Source organism: Streptomyces sp. NPDC028928, from assembly GCF_055564915.1.
This window is the reverse complement of record NZ_JBVHVI010000009.1, coordinates 256522-278453: the sequence shown is the minus strand read 5'-3', so window position 1 is coordinate 278453 and position 21932 is coordinate 256522. Positions and strand designations below refer to the sequence as shown.

Genomic DNA, 21932 nt, shown 5'->3' with positions numbered 1-21932 from the left:
GGCGCACTCTCCTCGGGGAAAGGGGCTGCGGGGAGGGGGCAAGGGCGTCGGCGACGCTAGCGCGGCAACTCCACGCTACACGCGTAGAGTTGACACATTGTTATGGCTCGGCGGGGGGCTCCGACAGGCGCCCCCGCGCCGAGCCTGGGTCCGACGGGACCCGTCAGGTCACGGGGTGGTCTTGACCTTGATCGAGCCGTCGACGATCTTCTTCTTCGCGGCGTCCAGCTTGGCCTGGATGTCGTCGATGAAGCCGCCGCTGGTGGACAGCGAGACACCGTTCTTGGCGAGCGAGTAGGTGTTGGTGCCGGTCAGCGGCTTGGCGTCGTGGACCGACTTCACGAAGTCGTACACACCGACGTCGACGTTCTTGACCATGGAGGTCAGGATCGAGTTCTTGTACTTGGCCAGACCCGGGATGTTGTACTGGTCCGAGTCGACGCCGATGGCCCAGGCGCCCTTCTTGCCGTTGACGGCCTCGATCGCGCCGTTGCCGGAGGAGCCGGCCGCCGTGTAGACGACGTCCGCGCCGTTGTCGAGCATGCCCTGCGCGGCCTCCTTGCCCTTGTCGGGGCTGGCGAAGCCGGAGGTGTCCGAGCCGTGCGACAGGTACTGCGTGTCGACCTTGATCTTCTTGTTGGTGTCCTTGACACCCTGGACGAAGCCCGCCTCGAACTTCTTGATCAGCGGGACGTCGACACCGCCGATGAAGCCGACGTGGTTCGACTTGGTCTTCAGGGCGGCGGCGACACCGGCCAGGTAGGAGCCCTGCTCCTCGGTGAAGGTGATGCTGTCGACGTTCTTGCCGTTCACCACCGAGTCGACGATGCCGAAGCTGGTCTTCGGGTACTTCGCGGCGACCTTGGTCATGGAGGCGGCGTAGGCGTAGCCGACACCGATGATCGGGTTGTAGCCCGCCTCGGCCAGGTCCGACAGGCGCTGCTCACGGTCGGCCTCGGTGTCCGAGGTCTTCGCGGTCAGCTCCTTGATCTCGCCGCCGAACTCCTTCTTGGCCCTGTCGGCACCGCGCGCGGCGGAGTCGTTGAAGGAGCGGTCACCACGGCCGCCGACGTCGAAGGCGAGACCGACCTTGACGCCCTTGCCGCCGCCCGTGGAGGTCGAGCCGCTGTCGTTGTCGGAGGAGGTGCTGCCACAGGCAGTGGCAGTCAGTGCGAGAGCTGCGGACGCGATACACGCAGCGGAAAGCTTGGCTACCCGGCGCACGGGAAGGCTCCTTCACCTGACCTGAGCGCCATGTAGGCGCTTGATGTGAGCACCATGTCAGTGCTCCGGCCGAGACGCCCCCATCGGCGTCGGCTTCGCGGCATCGTAACGCGCGTAGATGTCGCAAAAAACCCTCTCGCGAAGCCGTTATCGATTCGAGGCAAACACTGCCTGAACTCGGACTCTGACGCTTCTCACACCGCTGTTGCGGACAGTGCACGAATGGCTTGCATCCGTGTTGCGCCGGACAGGGGAACGGCCCCGAGGGGCCGTCCGCTCAGCTCTGTGCCCCGTTGCGCTCCAGGAACGCGGCGGCCGTGAACAGCTCCACGCCGACCGTGATCGCGTGCTCGTCGGCGTCGAAATCCCCCTGGTGGAGATCGCGCACCGTGCGCTCGCCGGGCCGGCGCACCCCGAGCCGGGCCAGCGCACCCGGCACCTGCTCCAGGTACCAGGAGAAGTCCTCGCCGCCGAGGCTCTGCTCGGTGCTCTCGACGGACTTCATTCCGCGCCGGGCGACCATGGCCCGGCGCAGCAGCTCGGTGGACTCCCGGTCGTTGACGACCGGCGGCACCCCGCGCATGTAGGTGATCTCGGACTTGGCCCGGTGCAGGGTGGCGACCTCGTCGATGGCCGCGTGCACGATGTCGGGGGCCTGCCGCCAGGCGTCCAGGTCCAGGCAGCGCACGGTCCCGGACAGCTCGGCGTGCTGCGGGATCACGTTCGGGGCGTGGCCCGACTCGATCCGGCCCCAGGTGACGGCGAGACCGGCGCGGGTGTCGACCCGGCGGGCGACCACCGCGGGGACGTCGATCGCGACCCGGGCGGCGGCGGTGACCAGGTCGGTGGTGAGGTGCGGGCGGGCGGTGTGCCCGCCGGGGCCGTCGAGCGCGATCTCCACACGGTCGCAGGCGCTGGTGATCGGCCCGTGCCGCAGCCCGATCTTCCCGGCCTCCACCCTGGGGTCGCAGTGCACGGCGAGCATCCGGCCGACCCCGGTCAGCACGCCGTCCTCGATGGCGTCCAGGGCGCCGCCGGGCAGCACCTCCTCGGCGGGCTGGAAGAGCAGCCGCACCGGGCGGGGCAGCAGGCCCTTGGCGTGCAGGTCGGCGAGGACGAGCCCGGTGCCGAGCACGACGGTGGTGTGCACGTCGTGACCGCAGGCGTGCGCCCGGTCGGGCACGGTCGACCGGTACGGGCAGTCGGTCTTGGCGTCCGGGATGGGCAGGGCGTCGATGTCGGCGCGCAGCGCGAGCAGCGGTACGGAGAGGTGCTCGGGGTGCTCGCCCTCCGCGAGCCCGATGTCACAGACGAGTCCGGTTCCGGTGCTGAGCACGCGGGGCCTGAGCCCGGCCTGCTCCAGCCGCTCCTTGATCGCGGCGGTGGTACGGAACTCCTGGTTGCCCAGCTCCGGATGCATGTGCAGGTCGCGACGGAAGGCGACGAGTTCGGCGTGCAGGGACTCGCTCAGCACGCCGGGGAGCACATCCCCCGGGAGGCCGGCCTCGGACTCTAGGGACATCAATTGCTTCACCCTCTGAAGGGTAGGACGCCCGGGTGGTCAACTACCCCTCGATCAACAAAAGTTCAGCCCGTTAGGGGAAGAAAATCTGACCGGCGGACGCATGGCGGCGAACTCTGGTGGGTAAAACCTCTCTTTTCCTCCTCCACGCATACCATGCCTCGCCGGGATCACGCGCGCGATGTCCAGGAACCGGACCACCACGGGCCCGGTTCCGGCAGGTCCTGTCCGCCCCGGGGCTAGAAGTGCTCGACCTCCTGGCCGTCCGGGACCTGGTAGCAGCCGGAGATGACGTCCACGCTCAGCATCGGCGGTTGTCCTTCGCCATCTGGATGACGTGCACACTGGCCAGCTCGAGGTCACCGGGGGACGCCGGGGTGAAGCTCCACGGGTGGAGGACCCGGAAGTACGTGTCCGGGTCCTTACCGGAACACTCCGTCACCGTGGCGCGCCTCGACGTACTCGTGCCGACGGAGGGGCTGCCGGAGTCGTCGTCGGTCGAGCCGCATCCGGGGAGGGTGGTGAGCGCAAGGGCCACGGCGACGGCGAGGACGCCCGGCTTGATCTTCACGTCAGAGATGTCTCTCCTGCTTCACACGGTCCCAGGAACCAGCGCTAGAAGTACTCGACCTTCTGACCCTCGGGCACCTTGTAGCAACCGGAGACGACGGTCAGGCTGAGCTTGGGCCGCTCCCTCTTCGGCATCTTCGCGATGCGCACGCCGGCCTTCTTCTCGTCGTTGTCGGCGACCAGGACGATGTTCTTGTTCTTGCTGGTGTCCGGGCCGTACTCCACGATCTTCCAGCCGTGCTTCGGCAGTCTGTCCTTGAGATGCTGCATGGCGTCGTCGAGATCACCCGGCGACGCGGGGTAGAAGCTCCACGGGTGAAAGACCTTGAAGTACGTGTCCCGGTCTTTGCCCTCGCACTCTTCCACGCCCGCGCGGCTGTCGGACGCCTCACCCTTGACGCCGATCAGGTCGTAGATACCGCTGGATATCTTCTCCAACGCGTCGGCGGCGTCGCTGGAGGTGCTGGTGCCGGCGTACGTAACGTCGTCGGACTCTTCGTCAGTCATGCTGCATCCGGTCAGAGTGGTGAGCGCAAGGGGCATGGCGACCGCAAGGACGCCCAGCTTGATCTTCACGTCAGGGAGTCTCTCCTACTTCACACGGTCCCAGGAGCCGGGCGGCCCGAAGGGACCGTACGAGGGCTTCAGCTCCACGTCGTCGCTCCTCCCGACAACGACCAACGCCTGGTTCAACAGGCTCTGGGAGCCGGGCTTCCAGTACCCGCCGTGCCCATGGGTGTTCGTCGTCATCTGATTGGCGCCGAAGTCCGGGTCGCTCGGGATGATGGTGCCGTCCCCGCCGAGGAAGGAGCGGCCGAGCTCCGGAACCGGGTCCGAGCCGCCCTCCTCGTTCCACACATGTCCCTTGGGGACGTCCATCTCGTCGGCGCCGGACACCAGGACGCCGGGGCTGCCCGCGAAGACGACGTCGTCGGCGTTGAGGGTCCCCTTCTGGGCCGCGGCACCGATGACGGTCGATCCGTACGAATGGCCGATCACGGTCCGGTGGGCTGGCGTATCACCCGAGTGTGACGTCTCCAGCCCGTCAAGGAACTTGTTGAACGCCGGCGCTCCGCCGTATGCGTAGCTGTCGTGCCGCGCGTCCTTGACGACCTCGTCCGGCGCGTCGTAGCCCAGCCAGGTGATCGTGGAGACGGTCTTGCCATCGGCCTCGTTGTCGGCCCGGTGCCAGAGATCGACCATCCGGTTGATGTTGCCCTCGATACTGTTCAGGTCCGAGGTCGTACCGGGTACGTAGACGGCCTGGTGGTCCGCGGTGTCCGGGTTTCCGTTGGCCACGATCGCGCGGCCGTCGTCATCGGCGCTGAATCCCAGGAGGTAGGCCTCGGGAAGCCCATGCTCGCCGGTCTTGTCGAAGCGCTCCTGGATCTTGTTCATGCCGTGGAGCGACTTGGTGAGGTGGTCGTACCGGTCGCCGTACTTCCTGTTCCACTCCATCCATTCGTCGGTGTGCACCTTGGACGCCCAGCCGTTGCTGGCGATGTAGGTCCACTCGTTGGCCGGCGGTTTCGGGATGGAGTTGAGTTCCAGCTGGTAGCGGGCCCGGGTTTCGTCCAGGACGATGCGGTTGGCCTCGTCGCGGACCGTGGAGGGGAGGCCGTCGAGCTTGCCGACGCTGTCGGGGCGGAGGGAGACCCAGGCCGCGCGCTCCTCGTCGGTGAGCCCCTTCCACCAGGCCGCGTTGTCCTTCGGGCTGCCGTCCTTGGGCGGCTGCGGCAGGGAGTCCAGGTACTTCTTGCCCGCCTCGCTCACCCCGTCCTGGTCGGACTTGGCGTCGGACCAGTCCCGGTCGGACACCACCAGGTCGTCGTCGGCCTTCAGCGCGCGCAGCTTCGGCGCCCACTTGGCGTCCGCGTCCGCGGCCTCCTTCAGGGCGTCGCCGATGCGGTTGGCGAACCCGATGGCCTTGCCGAAGTTCGGGTTCGGGTGCTGGTGGATGGCCTGCTGCTCGATCGCGTTCGCCGTCGCATCCGTCGAGCTGGTCGAGGCGGACACCGTGCCGCCCTCGGGCACCTTGCCGTCGACCTCCTTGCCGCCGGCCGGGAACGACACCGAGCCGTCGGCGCCGACCGTGCACCCGGCCGCCTTGGCGTCCTCCAGGGCCGCCTCCAGCTTCCGCTTGGCCGCCGCCATGTCGTACGCGAAGCCGTTCAGCGCCGTACTGGCCAGCGCGCACTCGGTCTGGATGTAGTGGAAGTTCTTGCCCAGCTCCTTCAGTTCGCGCAGGGCCGCGTCGGCCGCCTCGCCCTTGAGCTGGTTGCGGATACCGGCGGAGATCTGGTTCTCCACCGTGTCCTTGGCGGTGCTCGCCATGTCGCTCGTGGCCCGGTACCCGTCGGCCGCCTCCTCGTACTCGGAGGGTTTCAGGGCCTTCAGCGTCGCGATGTCCATGAACGCCCGTCACCGGCCCTTCGCCTGGCCGCCGACGGCCTCGGTGTCGTGGTACTTCCCCTTGATCTTGTCCAGCTCCGCCTTCACATCGCCGTCGGACATCGCGAGGTCGTGCCCGGACCGCTCCATGAGGCCGCCCAGCTCCCCGCACCGGCCCTTGACGTCACCGACGTACTTCTTCCAGGACTCGTACAGCTCCTGCTGCGCCGCCGCGGACTGCACACCCGAGGTGTCCCCCAGCCCCGCCTGCCCGCTGTCCAGCTTGCCCAGGGCCTTGCCGATGTCGTCCTGGAGGCCCTTGGTGTCCTCGCCGGCCTTCGTCCAGGCCTTCTTGTCCGATTTCAGGCCGCCCGGATCCGACGGGACGTGGTTCAGCTGCATCCGGGTGGAGCCGCGGGCCGAGGCGTCCGCCTTTAACTGCTCCCACTCGTCCCACGCCATGCGTGATGTCCTCCCCGTTCCCCGTTTCCGGCGGTCTTCCGCCGTCTCGTGCAGGTTCCGTGCGCCAGGTGAAAAAACCGTACTGGGGTGTGATCGCACGGCGCCTGAGTATCCGTACTCATGCCTGCGGCGGTGACGGCTACACCGGGCTCACCGCCGCCAGCCGGTGGACGTCGCGGGCCGTGCCGGTCACTCCGGACAGGAAGCCCTGGGCGCGCGGGGAGGCGGTGTCGGTGAGCCAGGCCGGGTCGATGTCGCAGACCGCCACGCGGACGCCCGTGCCGACGAGGGCCAGCGGGAGGGTGTGGACGACCGTGGAGGGGAAGCTGAGGATCGTCCGGCCGATGGGGCCGCGGCGGGCGATCAGTTCCAGGGGGAGGTCCGGGCGGACTATCTCCAGGCCCGTCTCCGTGGCGAGGCGGTGGAGTTTGTCGGTGCTCTCGCGGCGGTGCGCGAAGTAGCGGGTGGCGCCGTGGGCCTTGGCCAGGCTGCGGACGGCCTCCACGTAGCGGTCGCCGTCCACGACCCCGGTCTCCACCAGGGAGGTGCCGACCAGGTCGGCGCTCTGGGTGATGCGCGGCGGGCCGAAACGGGCGCGGGTCCAGGCGAAGTCGTTGGCGGTGACCGTCACTCCGTCCGGGGTCTCGGTCACGGGCATGGAGGAGAAGACCTCCACCCTGCGTCCCGCCGCCGGGGTGAGGCGGCGGCGGGCGGAGGAGGAGACCGGGGCGAAGAGGAGATCGCGGGCGCCGGGGCGGCCGCCCTTGCGGTGCCAGCGGACCAGGCGTTCGCCGCGGGCCAGCTGGGCGACGAACTCCATCGTCGCCGTGCCGTCGTCGACGACCACGAGGTCGCGGGCGCGGGTGATGGTCAGCAGGAGCTGTACGTAGCGGGAGAACGGGTCCCCCATCACGATGCGGTCGGCCCGGCGGAGGGAACCCGCCAGGCCGCCGATGGTGTGGAAGGGCGCGGTCGTGCCGCCCCGCGCCTCCTCCCAGCGCACCCGGTACCCCTCGTCCCGGGCCAGGTCGGCCATGCGGCGCAGCTGGCCCCGGGTCATGGGGTCGGTCGGGGACAGGACGACGAGGGTCAGCTCCCCACCGGCCGCCGGTGTGCCGGCCGACGCCGAGCCGTCCGACGCCGAGCCGTGCAACGCCGAGCCGTCCGACGCCGAGCCGTCCGACGCCGTGCCGCCCGGGGTCCGCCGGGCCTGCGCGGGAAGGGAGACGGAGGCGGAGGCGGTGACCGAGCCCCCGTCCTCCCCCTCACCCGGCGGGACGGCCGGTGCTCCCCCGTGCCCGCGCCGCTCCGGCGACACGCCCCCGTCGGACCCGGCCGCGCCGGACCCGGCCGGGCCGGACACGGCAGGACCAGGCACGCCCGGCCCCCGCCCCGGCTCGGCGGGGCCGCGCAACCCGTGCAGGTGGGCCCACTCCAGTACGTTCAGCAGCTGTACCGGGCTCTCCACGAAGGCGAGCGTGCGGGCAGGGTGGCCGGTCCGACCGGCGCGGGGGCTCATCGGCGTACGACCGTCCCGTCGTAAGTGACCTGGATTCACACCGAGACCGGCTCGCCCGCCGCCGCGGCGATCTCCGCCTCGGCGACGACGCCCGCGACCCGGCGCAGCTTCTTCATCGGGCCCAGCTCGGAGTCGTAGACCTTCTTGACGCCGTCGCCGAGGGAGGCCTCGATGGTGCGGATGTCGCGGACCAGGCGCTGAAGGCCCTGCGGCTCCACGGAGGCGGCCTGGTCGGAGCCCCACATGGCGCGGTCCAGGGTGATGTGGCGCTCCACGAACACAGCACCCAGCGCGACCGCCGCCAAGGTCGTCTGCAGGCCGGTCTCGTGGCCGGAGTAGCCGATCGGGACGTTCGGGTACTCCTTCTCCAGCGTGTTGATCACGCGGAGGTTCAGCTCCTCGGCCTTGGCCGGGTACGTCGACGTCGCGTGGCACATCAGGATGTTGTCGGAGCCGAGGACCTCGACCGCGTGGCGGATCTGCTTCGGCGTCGACATGCCGGTGGACAGGATGACCGAGCGGCCCGTGGCGCGCAGGGCGCGCAGCAGCTCGTCGTCGGTCAGGGAGGCGGAGGCCACCTTGTGGGCGGGCACGTCGAACTTCTCCAGGAAGGCGACGGCCTCGGTGTCCCACGGGGAGGCGAACCAGTCGATCCCCTTCTCCTTGCAGTACGCGTCGATCTGGCGGTACTCGTCCTCGCCGAACTCCACCCGGTGGCGGTAGTCGATGTAGGTCATCCGGCCCCAGGGCGTGTCGCGCTCGATGTCCCACTGGTCGCGCGGGGTGCAGATCTCGGGGGTGCGCTTCTGGAACTTGACGGCGTCGCAGCCGGCCTCGGCGGCGACGTCGATCAGCTTGAAGGCGTTCTCCAGCTCACCGTTGTGGTTGATGCCGATCTCGCCGCAGATGTAGACGGGCTTGCCGGGGCCGACCTCGCGCGAACCGAAGGTGCGCAGACGGGAGTTGGTGCTCATCAGGGGGTGTCCTTACTTGGGGAGGGAATCGAGAGAGGGGCCGAGGATCCAGCTGGCGATCTCTCGGATCGCGCCGTCACCGCCGGGGACGGTGGTGACCGCGCGTGCGGCGCCGCGTACGACGTCGTGAGCGCTCGCGACCGCCACGGGCCAGCCGACGAGGGCGAAGCACGGGAGGTCGTTGACGTCGTTGCCGACGTAGAGCACGCGCTCCGGCGCGATGCCCTGCTCCTCGCACCACTGCTTCAGCGCGAGGTCCTTGCGGTCGATGCCGTGCAGCACGGGAAGCTTCAGCTTCCGGGCGCGGGCGGCGACCACAGGGTTCTGTTCCGTGGACAGGATCAGCAGCTTCAGCCCGCTCCTGCGGAGGGCCGCGATGCCGAGCCCGTCGCCGCGGTGCACGGCGACGAACTCCCGTCCGTCGGAGTCGATCAGCACCCGGTCGTCGGTCTGGGTGCCGTCGAAGTCCAGTACTACGGCGTCGATGTCGTCGTAGGAGGGGAGCGAGCCGGGGCGGTCCGCGTCGAACAGCGGAGCCAGGGCGCGGGCCCGCGCCAGGTCGTGCGGGTCGTCGATCTCCAGCACCCGGGCCGGGTCGGTGCGGACCAGCTCGGTGCGGCCGAAGAAGCGGTGCAGGTGCTCGCGGAAGCCGGCCGCGTCCATCGCGTAGGCGGCGCCGGTCTCCAGGAAGTCCTGGGGGCGGTCCTGGCGGCGCGGGCGGTAGGACTTGTCGTGGTTGACGCCCGCCCCGCCCCCGCCCTCGGCTTCCCGCCAGACGAAGCCGTGGAAGGGGGCCACCGTGACGGCGGTGTCGGCGCCGTTCTCGGCGACCGCGGCGGCCACCGCGTCGATGTCCTCACGGACCAGGAAGGGGCTGGTGCACTGCACGAGCAGGACGACGTCGACGGGGGCGCCGTGCAGCGTCTCGTGGGTGTCCATGGCGTGCAGCACCGCGGCCTCGGAGGTGGCGGTGTCCCCGGCGATGGCGGCGGGCCGCAGCACGACCTCGGCGCCGGCCTCCCGGGCGGCGGCGGCGATGGCCTGGTCGTCGGTGGACACGACGACGTCGGTCACCAGCCGGGTCGCCCGGCACTCGCGGACCGCGCGCGCCACCAGCGGGACACCGCCCACGGGGGCGAGGTTCTTCGCGGGGACGCCCTTGGAGCCGCCGCGCGCGGGGATCACCGCGAGCACCCGGCGGAGCGAAGTGCCTGGGCCCGCTTCCGAGTGGGACATGGGGTCTACTCCTTGGAGTGAGGTCACAGCTCGCCCATCCGCCGGATCACGGGGGCGACGCGCTGGACGCCGTGCCGGTAGGCGCCGCGCGCGGCCCGGCGCACGATCTGCCGGACGGGGCCGGGCGCCTTGTCGGCGGCGGGCGCGCCGGGCAGCGGGACGCCGTCGGGGCCGAGGTGGTGGCGGGCGAGGATGCCGGGCAGATAGCCGGGCGCGGTCTCGGGGGTGTAGTAGGGCGTCAGGGGCGGCAGGCCGCCGGGCCGGTCCAGCAGCTTGGCGATGCGTTCGCGGGCCGCGTCGAACGCGGTGGCGTACGAACCGTCGGCGGCCACGCCCTGCCGGGCCACCCATTCCTCGTCCGGCACCGGCCGGTGCCCGGCGTCGAGCTGGTCCCAGGAGGCGAGGCAGCCGGAGCCGGTGAAGTGGTGGTTGCCGAGCGCCTCACGGACCCCGAGGTCGGTGAGGACGGCCGTCGGGATACGGCGGTGCAGGGCTTCCAGCGCGGCCGTGGAGCTGACCGTGACCAGCAGGTCGGTGCGGTCCAGTACCTCGCCCATGTGCCCGTACACCAGCCGGAAGTTGGCCGGCAGGTCGGTGCCCTGGGCCAGCTTCTGGTACGGCAGCTCCTCGATGTGGGTGGTGTGCTCGCCGGGCTTGGAGCGCAGCTTGAGCAGCACCTCCCGCTCGGGGTGCTTCCGGGCGTGCTCGATGAGGCGGTTCAGCAGGTAGGTGCGGTCCCGGCGGTTGTCCGGCACCGACGGCTGGGCCGCGAACACCACGGTGCAGGGCTCGTGTTCGCCGGTGTAGGGCGCTCCGCCCAGGAAGGGCAGGGCGACCTCGGTGACCGAGGAGGCGTCCGCGCCGACCCCCTCGTACACGGCCCGGAACCGGTCCGCGTCGTGGCGGGAGTTGGCGAGGACGAGGTCAGCGCCGTGCCGCAGCAGCAGCCCGTCGGCGAGCTTCTCGTAGACGACGCCGACGTAGCCGGTGACGACCACGGGACGCCTTCCGGAGCCCCAGGCGGCGCGCAGCCCGTGCAGCATCGCCTGGACACCGCCGCCGACCAGGGCGAGGACGAGCACGTCGTACTGGTTCTCGGCGGCTCCGCTCATCGCGCGGAGGAACTCGACGCCGGTGACCTCGCGCAGGGAGTCGGCCCGGACGCCTACTTCCTCGAGCTGGCGGGGGGTCGGGGTGGCGCGTCCACGCAGGAGGTAGCCGTCGAGCCGGACCTCGGCAGCCGCGGGAGTGAGTCGCCGCGCGGTGAGCGCGCCCCACTTCCACCGGGTGTCGGAGTCCGCGAGGACGGCGACCCGCAGGGACTTCGTTGCACTTGCTGGCACGCCGGAGACGCTAGGAAGCGATTCCGAGGTTCCGCCCAACCAGAATCCAACAAACGGTTAACAGCACACCGCCGAATGGCGAATCGGGCCGTGAACGCGGCGGAAAACAGCCTGGTTCACAGCTTCGCCACGTGTCGTTCACCCGGTATCAAGCAGGCCGTCAAGACGAATGACGGGCCGCGCCCTAACGTCCCTGACGTGGTCAAGCTCTCCGTCATCGTGCCGTTCTACAACGTGCAGCAATACGCGCCCGACACGCTCAGGAGCCTGAAGTCGAACGCGCGTGAAGACTTCGAATTCATTCTCGTCGACGACTGTTCCCGCGACGGGACGCCAGAGATTCTCGCGCGTGCGGAGCGCGAGTTGCCGGGTGCGGTGTTCGTCCGGCACGAGCAGAACGGAGGGCTGGCGACCGCGCGCAACACCGGTATCGACCGGGCGCGCGGCGAGTACCTGACTTTTCTGGACGGCGACGACTGGCTCGCCCCCGGCTACTTCCCGAAGCTGCTCGCCGCCGCCGAGGAGCTGGGCTGCGACTTCCTGCGCACCGACCATGTGCAGTGCACGGCCCGTTCGCGCAGTGTGCACCGGGTGCCGGTGGGCCGGCGGAACACGGTGCTGGACCCGCGCGAGGCGATCCTGCCCGCCGACCGGTCCACCTCGGTGGACTACGCCTACGCGTGGGCCGGCGTCTACCACCGCCGGCTGCTGGACAAGGGGGTGCTGCACTTCACCGACGGGCTGCGCACGGCCGAGGACCGGCCGTGGATCTGGAAGCTGCACCGGGAGGCGGAGTCCTTCGCCGCGGTGAGCCTGCTCGGTGTGTTCTACCGGCGCGGGGTCGCCTCGTCGCTCACCCAGATCGGCGATGTGCGGCAGCTGGATTTCATCCGGGCGTTCGACCAGGTCATCGCGGAAACCGCGGCGGACCGGGACGCCGGCGTCCTGCTGCCGAAGGCCGTCCGCACCTATTGCGCGATCATTTCCCACCATCTGGGATCCATCGAAAGGTTCGAGCCGGCGGTGGCGAAGAAACTGAAATCCCTGAGTGCCGCGGCCCTGCGGCGCATGCCGCAGGACGTGCTGGACGAGGCGCTGGACTCCATGGACCTCCAGCGCGCCACCCGGCTGCGCCGGCTGCGCCGCCGCCCCGCCGCCGCGGGGGTCGCCGCGTGACCACCCAGATCTTCCAGGCGTCGACGCTGTACGGCACGGCCACGCTCGCCGCCGCCCTGGACTCCGGCTGCTTCCGCCCCGCCGACCGGCGGATCCTGCTGGTCTGCAACAACGCGGCCACGCCCGAGACCACGCCCGCGCTGGACGGGATGCCCGGGTTCGAGCGGCTGCGCGACCGGTTCGACGACGTGGTGTCGTACAACGAGGCGATCTTCCCGTTCCACCCCGGCGGCTGGGCGCCCCGCGGCGACGACCTGCCGCTGTGGGAGCGGTACTTGCGCCACGAGTGGGGGCTCGGCACCGACGACGTCGAGCTGGCCGTCGAGTCGATCCAGGTGAACCCGTCGCTGGCGCTCGCGCAGATCTTCACCGGCGCTCCGGTCACCGTCTACGCCGACGGGCTGATGAGCTACGGCCCCACCCGCAACAAGATCGACCCGCTGGTCGGCACCCGCGTGGACCGGGTCCTCCACCTGGACCTGGTGCCGGGTCTGAAGCCGCTGCTGCTCAGCGAGTTCGGGGTGGCCGGCGAGATCGTGCCGACGCCCGCCTTCACCAAGGTCCTCGCCGAACTCGCCCCGCTCGGCGACGAGCTTCCGGCCGTCGAGGAGCCCGCGCTGCTGCTCGGCCAGTACCTGTCCGCGCTGGACATCCTCACCGCCGAGCAGGAGGAGAACCTGCACGTGCGGATGCTGAAGGGCGCGGCCGCCCTCGGTCACACGAAGGTGGTGTTCAAGCCGCACCCGTCCGCGCCGGCCCGCTTCACCCGCTCGCTGGAGCAGGAGGCGGAGAAGCTGAAGGTCGAGCTGACCGTGCTGGACACGCCGGTGCTCGCGGAGGTGCTGTACCAGCGGATGCGTCCCGCGCTGGTCGTCGGCTGCTTCTCCACCGCCCTGCTCACCGCGTCCACGCTGTACGGCCTGCCCGTCGCCCGGGTGGGCACCGAGCTGCTGCTGGAGCGGCTGACGCCGTACGAGAACAGCAACCGGATCCCGGTCACCCTCGTGGACGCGCTGCTGCCGGAGCTGACCGACCGGGCGGCCGTCGCCGAGCAGCGGCAGGGCACGGACGTGGAGACGCTGGGCGCGCTGGTGCGCGCGGTGGGCTTCGCGATGCAGCCGAAGATCCTGCCGAGGCTGCGCGCGGAGGCCGAGGCCTGGCTGGCGGGGAACCTGGACGACCGCACCCGGCGCTACTTCAAGCGCAAGCGGCTGACCTCGCTGGCGCTGCCCGGCGGGGTGCCGGCCCAGCTGGGGTTCATCCCGCGCAACGCGACGGTCCGCCGGGTGGCGCGCAAGGCGCGCAACCTGCGCAGGGCGGTACGGCGCTGACCACTGGGACGGGGGCGGGCCCGAAGGGGGCCCGCCCCCGGCTCCTACCGGCCGAGGATCCCCCGGATCCTGGCCGCGTTCTTCTCCGTGACCTTCCACAGCAGCTGCTGCCGGTCGTGCACGTCGGCGACGGTCCGGCTGTGGTGGTCGAGGATGTGCAGGGCCCGCTCGGTGAGGACCGCGCCCAGGTTCCGCTCGTGCACCGACACACCCCACTCGGGGCGTTCGATGTCGCTCAGGAAGTACGCCATCTTCGGGTGGGAGATCAGGCTGATGATGGGCGTGCCGACAGATGCCGTGCTCGCGGCGCAGGTCGAAGGCGATCCGCTCGTCGTCCAGCGCACGACGAGGTCGTAGCGTCGATCTCGGAGCCCATCGCGCTCTCGCCGACGCGCCCGGAGTTGGCGACCAGACAGATGCTCTTGCCGGCGATCTGGTTGCGGAACTCGCCGAGGCTGATCCAGCGGACCCCGCCGATCGTGGGGTCGGCGACGGGTCCGCGCATCCGGACGCGGCGCTGCTCGGCGTAGAGGGCGACGACCTCGCCGAGGTCGGTGCCGGGGATGCCGGTCCGCAGGTCCAGGTACTGGCTGAGGAGTTCCTGCCGGTCGGCGACCGGCGCCTGATCGCCGGCGAGCGCGAGCAGCGCGCCGACCAGGCGGGGTTCGGCCGCCGCCCAGTCGCCGAGGGCGTGCAGGGCGAGCCCCTCGGCCCAGACGTCGGTGGCGGGCCCGGCGGCGAAGTCGGCGGCGCGCGGGCACCGGCGGCTCAGCAGGTCGAGCAGTTCACGTTCGCGCTCCGCGGCCCGGCGCAGTCCGGTGACGCGGGCGGCGACGCCGAAGCCGTCCTCGGCGGTCAGTTCCAGGTAGCGCTCGTAGGCCGCGACGGCCTCGTGTTCCTCCCCGAGGGCCTCCAGGACGCGGGCGCGCAGCCGCCAGCCGGCCCGGGAGTTCTTCCGCTGGGCGAGGACGGTGTCGCCGATGCGCAGGGCGAGGTGCAGTTCGTCGTCGTAGCCGCATTCCAGGGCCTTGTTGCCGACGGCGAGCAGGGCGTCCAGCAGTTCGCCGGGGATCCCGCCGGAGGGGGTGGCGGTGCCCTTCACGGCCCGCTTGAGCAGGGCGGTCGGGCCGCCGGCCGGGGCGGGCGCGGGGGCGGTGGCGCCGGTGGTGCTGACCGCCACGAGCAACTTGCGGAGCTGCTCGGCCAGTTCGGTGCGGCGGCGGTCCAGGCTGCCGACGAGTTTGCCGCTGTGCACGGCACAGGCGCGCAGGCAGTCGTCCAGCTCCCCGCCACGCACCGGTGTCCGCCGGGCTTGCACCCTTGTCATAGCTCTCCTGTTTTTTGCCAGGCATATCCAGGCTTGCAGCCGAATTGCCATGCGTTTTACGAAGCGTGGGGGTGGATGGAGAAACTAGGAAGGTAAAACGACGTACAGGTTAACGAACGTGGGCCGGCGGACGAATCGTCAGCTTGTCAACCAAGTCATTTCTGTGATTCGCCCAGGTGCCGCTGAAAACGGCCGCTCGGAGCCGGAGACTTTCACACAGAACAACGAGATGATCAACGCGACTGCGGGTAGGCGCCGACCACCATGTCTGCTTCCTCCCCCACTCTTGCCGCCGTTCCCGCTCCCCCCACCCGGTCAGCGGCCCCCGAGCGCCGGGGCCGCCTGCTCGCCCTGGACGGTCTGCGGCTCGTGGCCGCGCTGATGGTCTGCCTCTACCACTACGCCGGACGCGGCGGCCCGGTCTCCGCCTCCTGGCACCAGTCCCCGGCCAAGGTCTTCCCGACCCTGTCCCAGGCGGCCGTCTACGGCTGTCTTGGCGTGCAGTTCTTCTTCGTCATCAGCGGTTTCGTGATCTGCATGAGCAGTTGGGGCCGCACCCTCGGCGACTTCTTCCGCTCCCGGGTGGCCCGCCTCTACCCCGCCTACTGGGTCGCCCTGGTCCTGGTCACCGCGGCGGCCGTCGCCCTGCCCGCGGTCGTCCACCCGGTCCGCCCGGACGAGTTCCTGGTGAACCTGACGATGCTGCAGCAGCCGATGGGCGCGCCCCGGGTCCTGGGCGTGTGCTGGACGCTCTGGGCCGAGGTCCGCTTCTACGCCCTGTTCGCCCTGTGCGTCGTCCTACGGGGTGTCACCTACCGCCGGGTCGTGCTCTTCTGCTGCGTGTGGACCCTGGCGGCGGTGGTGTGCCGCACCTCCGGCAACGCCCTCACCGACCAGCTGGTCATGCCCGAGTACGCGCCCTTCTTCGTCGGCGGCCTGGCCCTGTACCTGATCCACCGCTTCGGCGGCGACCTGCTGCTGTGGGGCATCGTCACGGTGTCCTGGCTGCTCGGGCAGAGCACCGCCACACAGAGCCTGTGGCACGCCGGCGCCCAGGGCGACTTCCACCGCAGCCCGTACGTCATCATCGCCGTCGTGACCCTGGCCTTCGCCGCCGTGGCCGCGGTGGCGGTGGGCTGGACCCGCTGGGCCTCCTGGCCCTGGCTGGTCACGGCCGGCGCGCTGACGTACCCGTTCTACCTGGTCCACGAGCACCTGGGCTGGTTCGTCATCCGGGTCCTGCACCGGGGGCTCGGCCTGCCGCCGTGGCCCACGCTCGCCGTGACCGTGGCGGCCATGCTGCTGTCGGCCTGGCTGGTCCACCGGTACGTGGAGAAACCGTTCGGCCCCCGTCTGAAGAGGGCCCTGAAGACGGCCCGTACGCCGGGACCACCCGCCCTCAGCTGATCCCGTACCGCGCCCCGATGCCCGCGACCACGACCGCGAGTCCCTCCTCGAACTGCCGGTCGTAGTCGTCGAAGAGCAGCTTCCCGACCTCGGCCGCGAGCGGGAAGCCGGCCAGGCGGCGGGCGCGTTCCTCCACCTCGAACCCCTCCCGGGGCTCGCCGCCGAGGGGGCGCACGCCCTGCTCCTCGGTGACGAAGCCGAGGGTGTACATGTTCGCCGTCCGGCCCGCGTCGACGGCCTGGGCGAGCGTGAACCCCGCCGCCGTCAGCAGCCGCAGGTTCGCCTCCAGGGCGGGTGCGTGGTCCGTGCCCGTGAAACGCGAGCCGCTGAAGACCTTGGCGCCGTCCCGGTAGCCGAGCAGGGCGGCCCGCAGTCCGCGGTTGGTCTTCAGCAGCCGCTCCTGCCAGGTGTCGGCGGGGTCGAGCGCCGCACCGGCGAGCATCCGCCGGTACATCTCCGTCGCCATCTCGTCCAGCAGCGCCTGCTTGTCCTTGAAGTGCCAGTACAGGGCGGGCGCCTTGACGTCCAGCTCCCTGGCGATGGCGCGCAGGGTCAGCCCCTCCAGGCCGACCTCGTTCAGCAGCCGCAGCGCCGTGTCGGCGACCCGCTTGCGGTCCAGGGGCGCCCTACGTTCCGTGCTCACGCCGACAGCTTGACACCTTAACGCTGTTAAGGACATGCTCGTGAGCGACGGTACTTAACGGCGTTAAGGAGAATTGTCGTGGATGTTCTGATCGTGGGCGCGGGTCCGACCGGTCTCACCCTCGGCGTCGACCTGGCCCGACGCGGCGTGGACGCCCTGGTGGTGGAGCGCGCCGACGGCCTCTTCCCCGGATCGCGCGGCAAGGGCCTCCAGCCGCGCACCCTGGAGGTCTTCGACGACCTCGGCGTGGTGGACGCGATCCTGGCGGCGAGCGGGACCTATCCCCACCGGATGGTCTGGAAGGACGGCGTACGGCAGGGCGAGCAGTCGATGTTCGAGAAGGTGGAGGCGGACGAGGGCACGCCGTACCCCGATCCGCGGATGATCCCGCAGTGGCGGACCCAGGAGGTGCTGTACGCGCGGCTGGCGGAACTGGGCGGGCGGGTCGCCTTCGGGCGGGAGGTGACGGCCCTGTCGCCGGACGCGGACGGCGTGACCGTGGGATTCGCCGACGGTACGACGGTCCGCGCGCGGTACGTGGTCGCCGCCGACGGCGGACGCTCGACGGTCCGGCGCGCCCTGGGTGTCCGCCTGGCGGGCGAGACGGTGGACCCGGCGCCGTTCGTGGTGGCGGACCTGCGGCTGACGGGTCTGGACCGGGACTACTGGCACGCCTTCCCGGGAGAGGACGGCGGCGCCGTCGGGCTGTGCCCGCTGGCCGGCACGGAGGACTTCCAGCTCCAGGCACGCCTCGGCGAGGGCGAGGAACCGGACCTGTCCCCCGACGGCATCCGCAAGCTGGTCGCGCACTACACGCACCTGCGCCCCGAGGACGTGACCGAAGTGCGCTGGGCGTCCGACTTCCGCCCGCGTGCCGCCCTGGCGGACCGGTTCCGGGCGGGCCGGGTGTTCCTCGCCGGCGACGCGGCGCACGTGCACTCGCCGGCCGGCGCGCAGGGCCTGAACACCAGCGTGCAGGACGCCTACAACCTGGGCTGGAAGCTGGGCGCGGTACTGCGGGCCGGAGCACCGGAAGCCCTGCTGGACACCTACGAGGAGGAGCGGCGCGCGAACGCGGCGGCCATGCTGGAGCTGTCGACGGGGGTGCACCGGGGGGAGGTGCGGCGGGGCAGGGCGACGGTGCAGCTCGGCCTCGGGTACGCGGAGTCCTCCCTGAGCGTGGAGACGCGTACGGTCACCGGCCCGGTGCGGGCGGGCGACCGTGCCCCCGACGGCACGGTGGCCGGCACACGCCTCTTCGACGCGTTCCGGGGGCCGCACTGGACGCTGCTGGGCGCGGTGCTGCCGGGCCTGCGCTCACTCCCCACGGCTCCGGAGTCGTACGGCGAGGGCGTCTTCCTGATCCGCCCGGACGGCTATGTGGGCTGGGCGGGAAGGACGGCAGAGGGCCTGCGGGAGTACGCGGAACGCACGGGCGCTTTCACGAAGCCCTAGGCCGAGGCGAGCGACAGCTTGACCGCGAACCCCAGGAACAGCGCCCCCGCCGCCGACGTGGCCGTGGCCGACAGCCGCTTGCGCCGGCGGAAGGCCGCGGCCAGCCGCGTGCCGCCGAATATCAGGGCGCTGAGATACAGACAGCTGGCGAGCTGGGCCAAGGCGCCGAGGACGACGAAGGAGAGGGCCGGGTAGGCGTAGCCCGGGTCCACGAACTGCACGAAGAAGGCGACGAAGAACAGAATCGCCTTGGGGTTGAAGAGGCTGACGACGAAGGCACGGCGGAAGGGCCGCTCGTCGGTGCCCTCGGTGGGCGCGGCGTCCTCGGCGGCCCGCTCCCGCCGGGTCCGCCACATCTGCCAGGCGCTCCGCAGCATCCCGATCGCCAGCCAGCTCAGGTATCCGGCACCGGCGTACTTCACGATCCCGAACAGCAGCGCGTTCCCCTGGAGCAGCGAGGCGACACCGGCGGCGGACAGCGTCATCAGCACGGTGTCCCCGCACCACACACCGGCGGCGGCGGTGTAACCGGCGCGCACGCCACGGCGGGCGGCCACGGAGAGGACGTAGAGGGAGTTGGGGCCGGGCAGCAGGATGATCAGGATCAGGCCCGCGAGGTAGGTGGGGAGATCGATGACGCCGAACATGGGAGGAGTGTCGCACGGGGGTACGACACCCGGTCACCGGCTCAGAACACCTCCGACGGCTCGTACGCACCCCACACCCCCCGAAGGGCACCGCACACCTCCCCCACCGTCGCCCGCGCCCGCAGCGCCTCCTTCATCGGGTACAGCACGTTGTCCTCGCCCTCCGCCGCCTTCTTCAGCGCGTCCAGGGCTGCGGTCACCGCCCCCTGGTCCCGCGCGGCCCGCAGCTCGGCCAGGCGTTCCGCCTGTCGGGCCTCGATCGCCGGGTCCACGCGGAGCGGTTCGTACGGCTCCTCCTCGTCCAGCCGGAAGCGGTTGACGCCCACCACCACCCGCTGCCCGGCGTCCGTCTCCTGCGCGATCCGGTACGCGTTCCGCTCGATCTCCGCCTTCTGGAAGCCCCGCTCGATCGCCGCGACCGCCCCGCCCAGGTCCTCCACCCTCCGCATGAGGTCGACCGCGGCCTCCTCCACCTCGTCCGTCATCCGCTCGACCGCGTAGGAACCGGCGAAGGGGTCCACGGTCGCCGTGACGTCCGTCTCGTGCACGAGTACCTGCTGCGTCCGCAGCGCCAGCCGCGCGCTCTTGTCCGTGGGGAGCGCGATGGCCTCGTCGAAGGAGTTGGTGTGCAGGGACTGGGTGCCGCCGAGGACCGCGGCCAGGGCCTGGACGGCGACCCGGACCAGGTTCACCTCCGGCTGCTGGGCCGTCAGTTGCACGCCCGCCGTCTGGGTGTGGAAGCGGAGCATCAGCGACTTGGGGTTGCGGGCACCGAACTCCTCCCTCATCACCCGCGCCCAGATCCTGCGGGCGGCGCGGAACTTGGCGACCTCCTCCAGCAGGGTCGTACGGGCCACGAAGAAGAAGGACAGGCGGGGCGCGAAGTCGTCCACGGACATCCCCGCCGCCACCGCCGTACGGACGTACTCGATGCCGTCGGCGAGGGTGAAGGCGATCTCCTGGACAGGGGACGCGCCCGCCTCCGCCATGTGGTACCCGGAGATCGAGATCGTGTTCCACTTCGGGATCTCGGCGGTGCAGTACCGGAAGATGTCCGCGGTCAGCCGCAGGGAGGGCTTGGGCGGGAAGATGTACGTGCCCCGGGCGATGTACTCCTTCAGCACGTCGTTCTGGATCGTGCCGGTCAGGCGGTCCGCCGGGACCCCCTGTTCCTCCGCCACCAGCTGGTACAGGAGGAGCAGCAGCGCCGCGGGCGCGTTGATCGTCATGGACGTGGAAACCTGGTCCAGCGGGATGCCGCCGAACAGCACCCGCATGTCCTCGACCGAGTCGATCGCCACGCCCACCTTGCCGACCTCGCCGTGCGCGAGGGGCGCGTCGGAGTCGTGGCCCATCTGCGTGGGCAGGTCGAAGGCGACGGACAGGCCGGTGGTGCCGTGGGCGATGAGCTGCCGGTAGCGGGCGTTGGACTCCGCCGCCGTGCCGAAGCCCGCGTACTGGCGCATGGTCCACGGGCGGCCGGTGTACATGCTCGGGTACACCCCGCGCGTGAACGGGTACGCGCCCGGTTCGCCGAGCTTCCGGTCCGGGTCCCAGCCGGTGAGGTCGGCCGGCCCGTAGACCGGCTCGATGGGCAGGCCCGACTCCGACTCACGTGCCATGAGTGCCTCCGCGGTAGGGGCGTCACTCCTCACCATGCCCCGTAGTTCGGCGCCGGTCACGCGGGGAAGCATCCTGGGCATGAGGATCCCGCGGAGATCTGCCGTCCTGCTCGCCTCTGCCGCCGCGCTCGCCGCGCTCTGCGGGTGCACCGTGCAGCCGGCGGGCGCCGACGGCAAGCGCGGACTGCCGGCCCAGGTGCAGGTGCCGGCCAGTCGTGCCCCGCAGCCGGCCCGGACGACTCCCGCCACCCCGCCGGCGCCCGCGGCGCCCGCGCCGCGGGTGCTGTGGTCGCGTGGGGACAGCGGGCCCGGCGTGCGGGAACTCCAGGCGCGGCTGCGTCAGCTGGCCTGGCTGGCCGTCGGCCCGACGGGGTCGTACGGCGAGCTGACGGAGCGGGCGGTCAAGGGCTTCCAGGGCAAGCGCGGGCTGCCGCGGACCGGCGCGACCGACGCCGTCACCTGGCAGCGGCTGGTGGCGATGACGCGTGCGCCGGGCAGGTGGGAGCTGTATCAGATGGGCGGTCAGCCGGCCGACGCCCCGGATCCGCGCTGTCTGACCGGGCGGGTGCTGTGCATCAGCAAGACCAGCCGGACGCTGCGCTGGATGGTCGACGGGCGGACCCTGTCCACGATGGCGGTGCGCTTCGGCGCGCAGTACACCCCGACCCGCGAAGGTGTGTTCCGCGTCTACTGGAAGTCACGGCACCATGTGTCGACCCTCTATGACTCGCCGATGCCGTACGCGATGTTCTTCAGCGGTGGCCAGGCGGTGCACTACTCGTACGACTTCGCGGCGCGCGGTTACGCGGGCGGTTCGCACGGCTGCGTGAACGTGCGGGACGAGACGGCGATCGCTCGGCTGTTCGCTCAGGTGAGGGTCGGCGACAAGGTCGTCGTCCACTGGTGAGGCCGCGGTGGGACCGCGGGGAGGTCTTGCGGGGCGGGGGGGGGGGGGGGGGGGGGGGGGGGGGGGGGGGGGCGGGGGGGTGGGGGGGGGGGGGGGGGGGGGGGGGGGGGGGGGGGCGAGGGGAAGGGGGCGGGGCAGCCGGGCGCAATCCCACTCCACACCTGCCCACGGATTTC

Annotated in this window: 20 protein-coding genes; 5 read left to right on the top strand and 15 right to left on the bottom strand. The window is 71.1% G+C overall.

Going from position 1 to position 21932, the window contains the following annotated elements:
- Window positions 1–168: 168 nt before the first annotated feature.
- The 10 genes from ACZ4U1_RS23135 to ACZ4U1_RS23090 form a co-directional block, all read right to left on the bottom strand.
- Window positions 169–1224 (bottom strand): BMP family lipoprotein, encoded by a 1056-nt coding sequence (locus ACZ4U1_RS23135; protein ID WP_467905576.1) that lies wholly within the window; start codon window positions 1222–1224, stop codon window positions 169–171.
- 277 nt (window positions 1225–1501) lie between these two features.
- Window positions 1502–2746, bottom strand: a complete 1245-nt coding sequence (locus ACZ4U1_RS23130; protein ID WP_467905574.1) for an amidohydrolase — start codon at window positions 2744–2746, stop codon at window positions 1502–1504.
- Window positions 2747–3047: 301 nt separating this feature from the next.
- Window positions 3048–3317 (bottom strand): hypothetical protein, encoded by a 270-nt coding sequence (locus tag ACZ4U1_RS23125; protein ID WP_467905572.1) that lies wholly within the window; start codon window positions 3315–3317, stop codon window positions 3048–3050.
- 44 nt (window positions 3318–3361) lie between these two features.
- Window positions 3362–3892: a hypothetical protein gene (locus ACZ4U1_RS23120; protein WP_467905571.1), complete on the bottom strand. Its 531-nt coding sequence runs from the start codon at window positions 3890–3892 to the stop codon at window positions 3362–3364.
- Window positions 3893–3907: 15 nt separating this feature from the next.
- On the bottom strand, window positions 3908–5728 hold the full coding sequence (locus ACZ4U1_RS23115) for an alpha/beta hydrolase (RefSeq protein ID WP_467905570.1): 1821 nt from the start codon (window positions 5726–5728) through the stop codon (window positions 3908–3910).
- A gap of 9 nt (window positions 5729–5737) precedes the next feature.
- Entirely contained in the window at window positions 5738–6169 is a 432-nt protein-coding gene (locus tag ACZ4U1_RS23110; protein ID WP_467905568.1) for a hypothetical protein, read from the bottom strand.
- Between the two features lie 139 nt (window positions 6170–6308).
- A complete protein-coding gene (locus ACZ4U1_RS23105) occupies window positions 6309–7688 on the bottom strand; it encodes a hypothetical protein (RefSeq protein WP_467905567.1) in 1380 nt (459 codons plus the stop codon).
- A gap of 35 nt (window positions 7689–7723) precedes the next feature.
- Window positions 7724–8662, bottom strand: coding sequence for an N-acetylneuraminate synthase family protein (locus tag ACZ4U1_RS23100; RefSeq protein ID WP_467905565.1), 939 nt, complete (start codon window positions 8660–8662; stop codon window positions 7724–7726).
- Window positions 8663–8674: 12 nt separating this feature from the next.
- On the bottom strand, window positions 8675–9898 hold the full coding sequence (locus ACZ4U1_RS23095) for a cytidylyltransferase domain-containing protein (protein WP_467905563.1): 1224 nt from the start codon (window positions 9896–9898) through the stop codon (window positions 8675–8677).
- A gap of 23 nt (window positions 9899–9921) precedes the next feature.
- The gene (locus ACZ4U1_RS23090; protein WP_467905562.1) at window positions 9922–11241 is read right to left on the bottom strand and encodes a DUF6716 putative glycosyltransferase; all 1320 of its coding nucleotides are present in this window, start codon (window positions 11239–11241) and stop codon (window positions 9922–9924) included.
- 198 nt (window positions 11242–11439) lie between these two features.
- Here ACZ4U1_RS23090 and ACZ4U1_RS23085 point away from each other — a divergent pair, with 198 nt between their 5' ends.
- Window positions 11440–12417 carry a glycosyltransferase family 2 protein gene (locus tag ACZ4U1_RS23085; RefSeq protein ID WP_467905560.1) on the top strand — a complete coding sequence of 326 codons (978 nt, stop codon included), beginning with the start codon at window positions 11440–11442 and terminating at the stop codon, window positions 12415–12417.
- Window positions 12414–13748 (top strand): polysialyltransferase family glycosyltransferase, encoded by a 1335-nt coding sequence (locus ACZ4U1_RS23080; protein ID WP_467905559.1) that lies wholly within the window; start codon window positions 12414–12416, stop codon window positions 13746–13748. The genes ACZ4U1_RS23085 and ACZ4U1_RS23080 overlap by 4 nt, the downstream gene beginning before the upstream one ends.
- A 44-nt stretch (window positions 13749–13792) precedes the next feature.
- Here the strand turns inward: ACZ4U1_RS23080 and ACZ4U1_RS23075 are convergent, their stop codons facing one another.
- Both ACZ4U1_RS23075 and ACZ4U1_RS23070 read right to left on the bottom strand, forming a co-directional pair.
- On the bottom strand, window positions 13793–13999 hold the full coding sequence (locus ACZ4U1_RS23075) for a hypothetical protein (RefSeq protein ID WP_467905558.1): 207 nt from the start codon (window positions 13997–13999) through the stop codon (window positions 13793–13795).
- A 14-nt stretch (window positions 14000–14013) separates the two neighbouring features.
- On the bottom strand, window positions 14014–15075 hold the full coding sequence (locus tag ACZ4U1_RS23070; protein WP_467905557.1) for a hypothetical protein: 1062 nt from the start codon (window positions 15073–15075) through the stop codon (window positions 14014–14016).
- A gap of 264 nt (window positions 15076–15339) precedes the next feature.
- Between ACZ4U1_RS23070 and ACZ4U1_RS23065 the strand changes: the two genes are divergently transcribed.
- Window positions 15340–16482 (top strand): acyltransferase family protein, encoded by a 1143-nt coding sequence (locus ACZ4U1_RS23065; protein ID WP_467905555.1) that lies wholly within the window; start codon window positions 15340–15342, stop codon window positions 16480–16482.
- On the opposite strand, the gene ACZ4U1_RS23060 is transcribed toward ACZ4U1_RS23065, so the two are convergent.
- Window positions 16475–17125, bottom strand: coding sequence for a TetR/AcrR family transcriptional regulator C-terminal domain-containing protein (locus ACZ4U1_RS23060; protein WP_467905554.1), 651 nt, complete (start codon window positions 17123–17125; stop codon window positions 16475–16477). The two genes, ACZ4U1_RS23065 and ACZ4U1_RS23060, sit on opposite strands and share 8 nt — an antisense overlap.
- Before the next feature lie 72 nt (window positions 17126–17197).
- Between ACZ4U1_RS23060 and ACZ4U1_RS23055 the strand changes: the two genes are divergently transcribed.
- The gene (locus tag ACZ4U1_RS23055) at window positions 17198–18580 is read left to right on the top strand and encodes an FAD-dependent oxidoreductase (protein WP_467905719.1); all 1383 of its coding nucleotides are present in this window, start codon (window positions 17198–17200) and stop codon (window positions 18578–18580) included.
- Here ACZ4U1_RS23055 and leuE read toward each other — a convergent pair.
- Together leuE and ACZ4U1_RS23045 are read right to left on the bottom strand one after the other, a co-directional pair.
- Window positions 18577–19227, bottom strand: coding sequence for a leucine efflux protein LeuE (gene leuE, locus ACZ4U1_RS23050; RefSeq protein WP_467905552.1), 651 nt, complete (start codon window positions 19225–19227; stop codon window positions 18577–18579). The two genes, ACZ4U1_RS23055 and leuE, sit on opposite strands and share 4 nt — an antisense overlap.
- Before the next feature lie 41 nt (window positions 19228–19268).
- Window positions 19269–20849 (bottom strand): acyl-CoA mutase large subunit family protein, encoded by a 1581-nt coding sequence (locus ACZ4U1_RS23045; RefSeq protein ID WP_467905550.1) that lies wholly within the window; start codon window positions 20847–20849, stop codon window positions 19269–19271.
- A 79-nt stretch (window positions 20850–20928) separates the two neighbouring features.
- Here ACZ4U1_RS23045 and ACZ4U1_RS23040 point away from each other — a divergent pair, with 79 nt between their 5' ends.
- Window positions 20929–21756 (top strand): L,D-transpeptidase family protein, encoded by an 828-nt coding sequence (locus tag ACZ4U1_RS23040; protein ID WP_467905549.1) that lies wholly within the window; start codon window positions 20929–20931, stop codon window positions 21754–21756.
- Window positions 21757–21932: the final 176 nt, after the last annotated feature.

What these genes read in the sequence shown, in the direction of transcription:
- ACZ4U1_RS23105 (WP_467905567.1), bottom strand. Translation starts at nt 7,688, where the DNA reads ATGAGCCCCCGCGCCGGTCGGACCGGCCACCCTGCCCGCACGCTCGCC.
- ACZ4U1_RS23045 (WP_467905550.1), bottom strand. Translation starts at nt 20,849, where the DNA reads ATGGCACGTGAGTCGGAGTCGGGCCTGCCCATCGAGCCGGTCTACGGG.
- ACZ4U1_RS23070 (WP_467905557.1), bottom strand. Translation starts at nt 15,075, where the DNA reads ATGACAAGGGTGCAAGCCCGGCGGACACCGGTGCGTGGCGGGGAGCTG.
- ACZ4U1_RS23040 (WP_467905549.1), top strand. Translation starts at nt 20,929, where the DNA reads ATGAGGATCCCGCGGAGATCTGCCGTCCTGCTCGCCTCTGCCGCCGCG.
- ACZ4U1_RS23110 (WP_467905568.1), bottom strand. Translation starts at nt 6,169, where the DNA reads ATGGCGTGGGACGAGTGGGAGCAGTTAAAGGCGGACGCCTCGGCCCGC.
- ACZ4U1_RS23130 (WP_467905574.1), bottom strand. Translation starts at nt 2,746, where the DNA reads ATGTCCCTAGAGTCCGAGGCCGGCCTCCCGGGGGATGTGCTCCCCGGC.
- leuE (WP_467905552.1), bottom strand. Translation starts at nt 19,227, where the DNA reads ATGTTCGGCGTCATCGATCTCCCCACCTACCTCGCGGGCCTGATCCTG.
- ACZ4U1_RS23115 (WP_467905570.1), bottom strand. Translation starts at nt 5,728, where the DNA reads ATGGACATCGCGACGCTGAAGGCCCTGAAACCCTCCGAGTACGAGGAG.
- ACZ4U1_RS23075 (WP_467905558.1), bottom strand. Translation starts at nt 13,999, where the DNA reads ATGGCGTACTTCCTGAGCGACATCGAACGCCCCGAGTGGGGTGTGTCG.
- ACZ4U1_RS23065 (WP_467905555.1), top strand. Translation starts at nt 15,340, where the DNA reads ATGTCTGCTTCCTCCCCCACTCTTGCCGCCGTTCCCGCTCCCCCCACC.
- ACZ4U1_RS23100 (WP_467905565.1), bottom strand. Translation starts at nt 8,662, where the DNA reads ATGAGCACCAACTCCCGTCTGCGCACCTTCGGTTCGCGCGAGGTCGGC.
- ACZ4U1_RS23095 (WP_467905563.1), bottom strand. Translation starts at nt 9,898, where the DNA reads ATGTCCCACTCGGAAGCGGGCCCAGGCACTTCGCTCCGCCGGGTGCTC.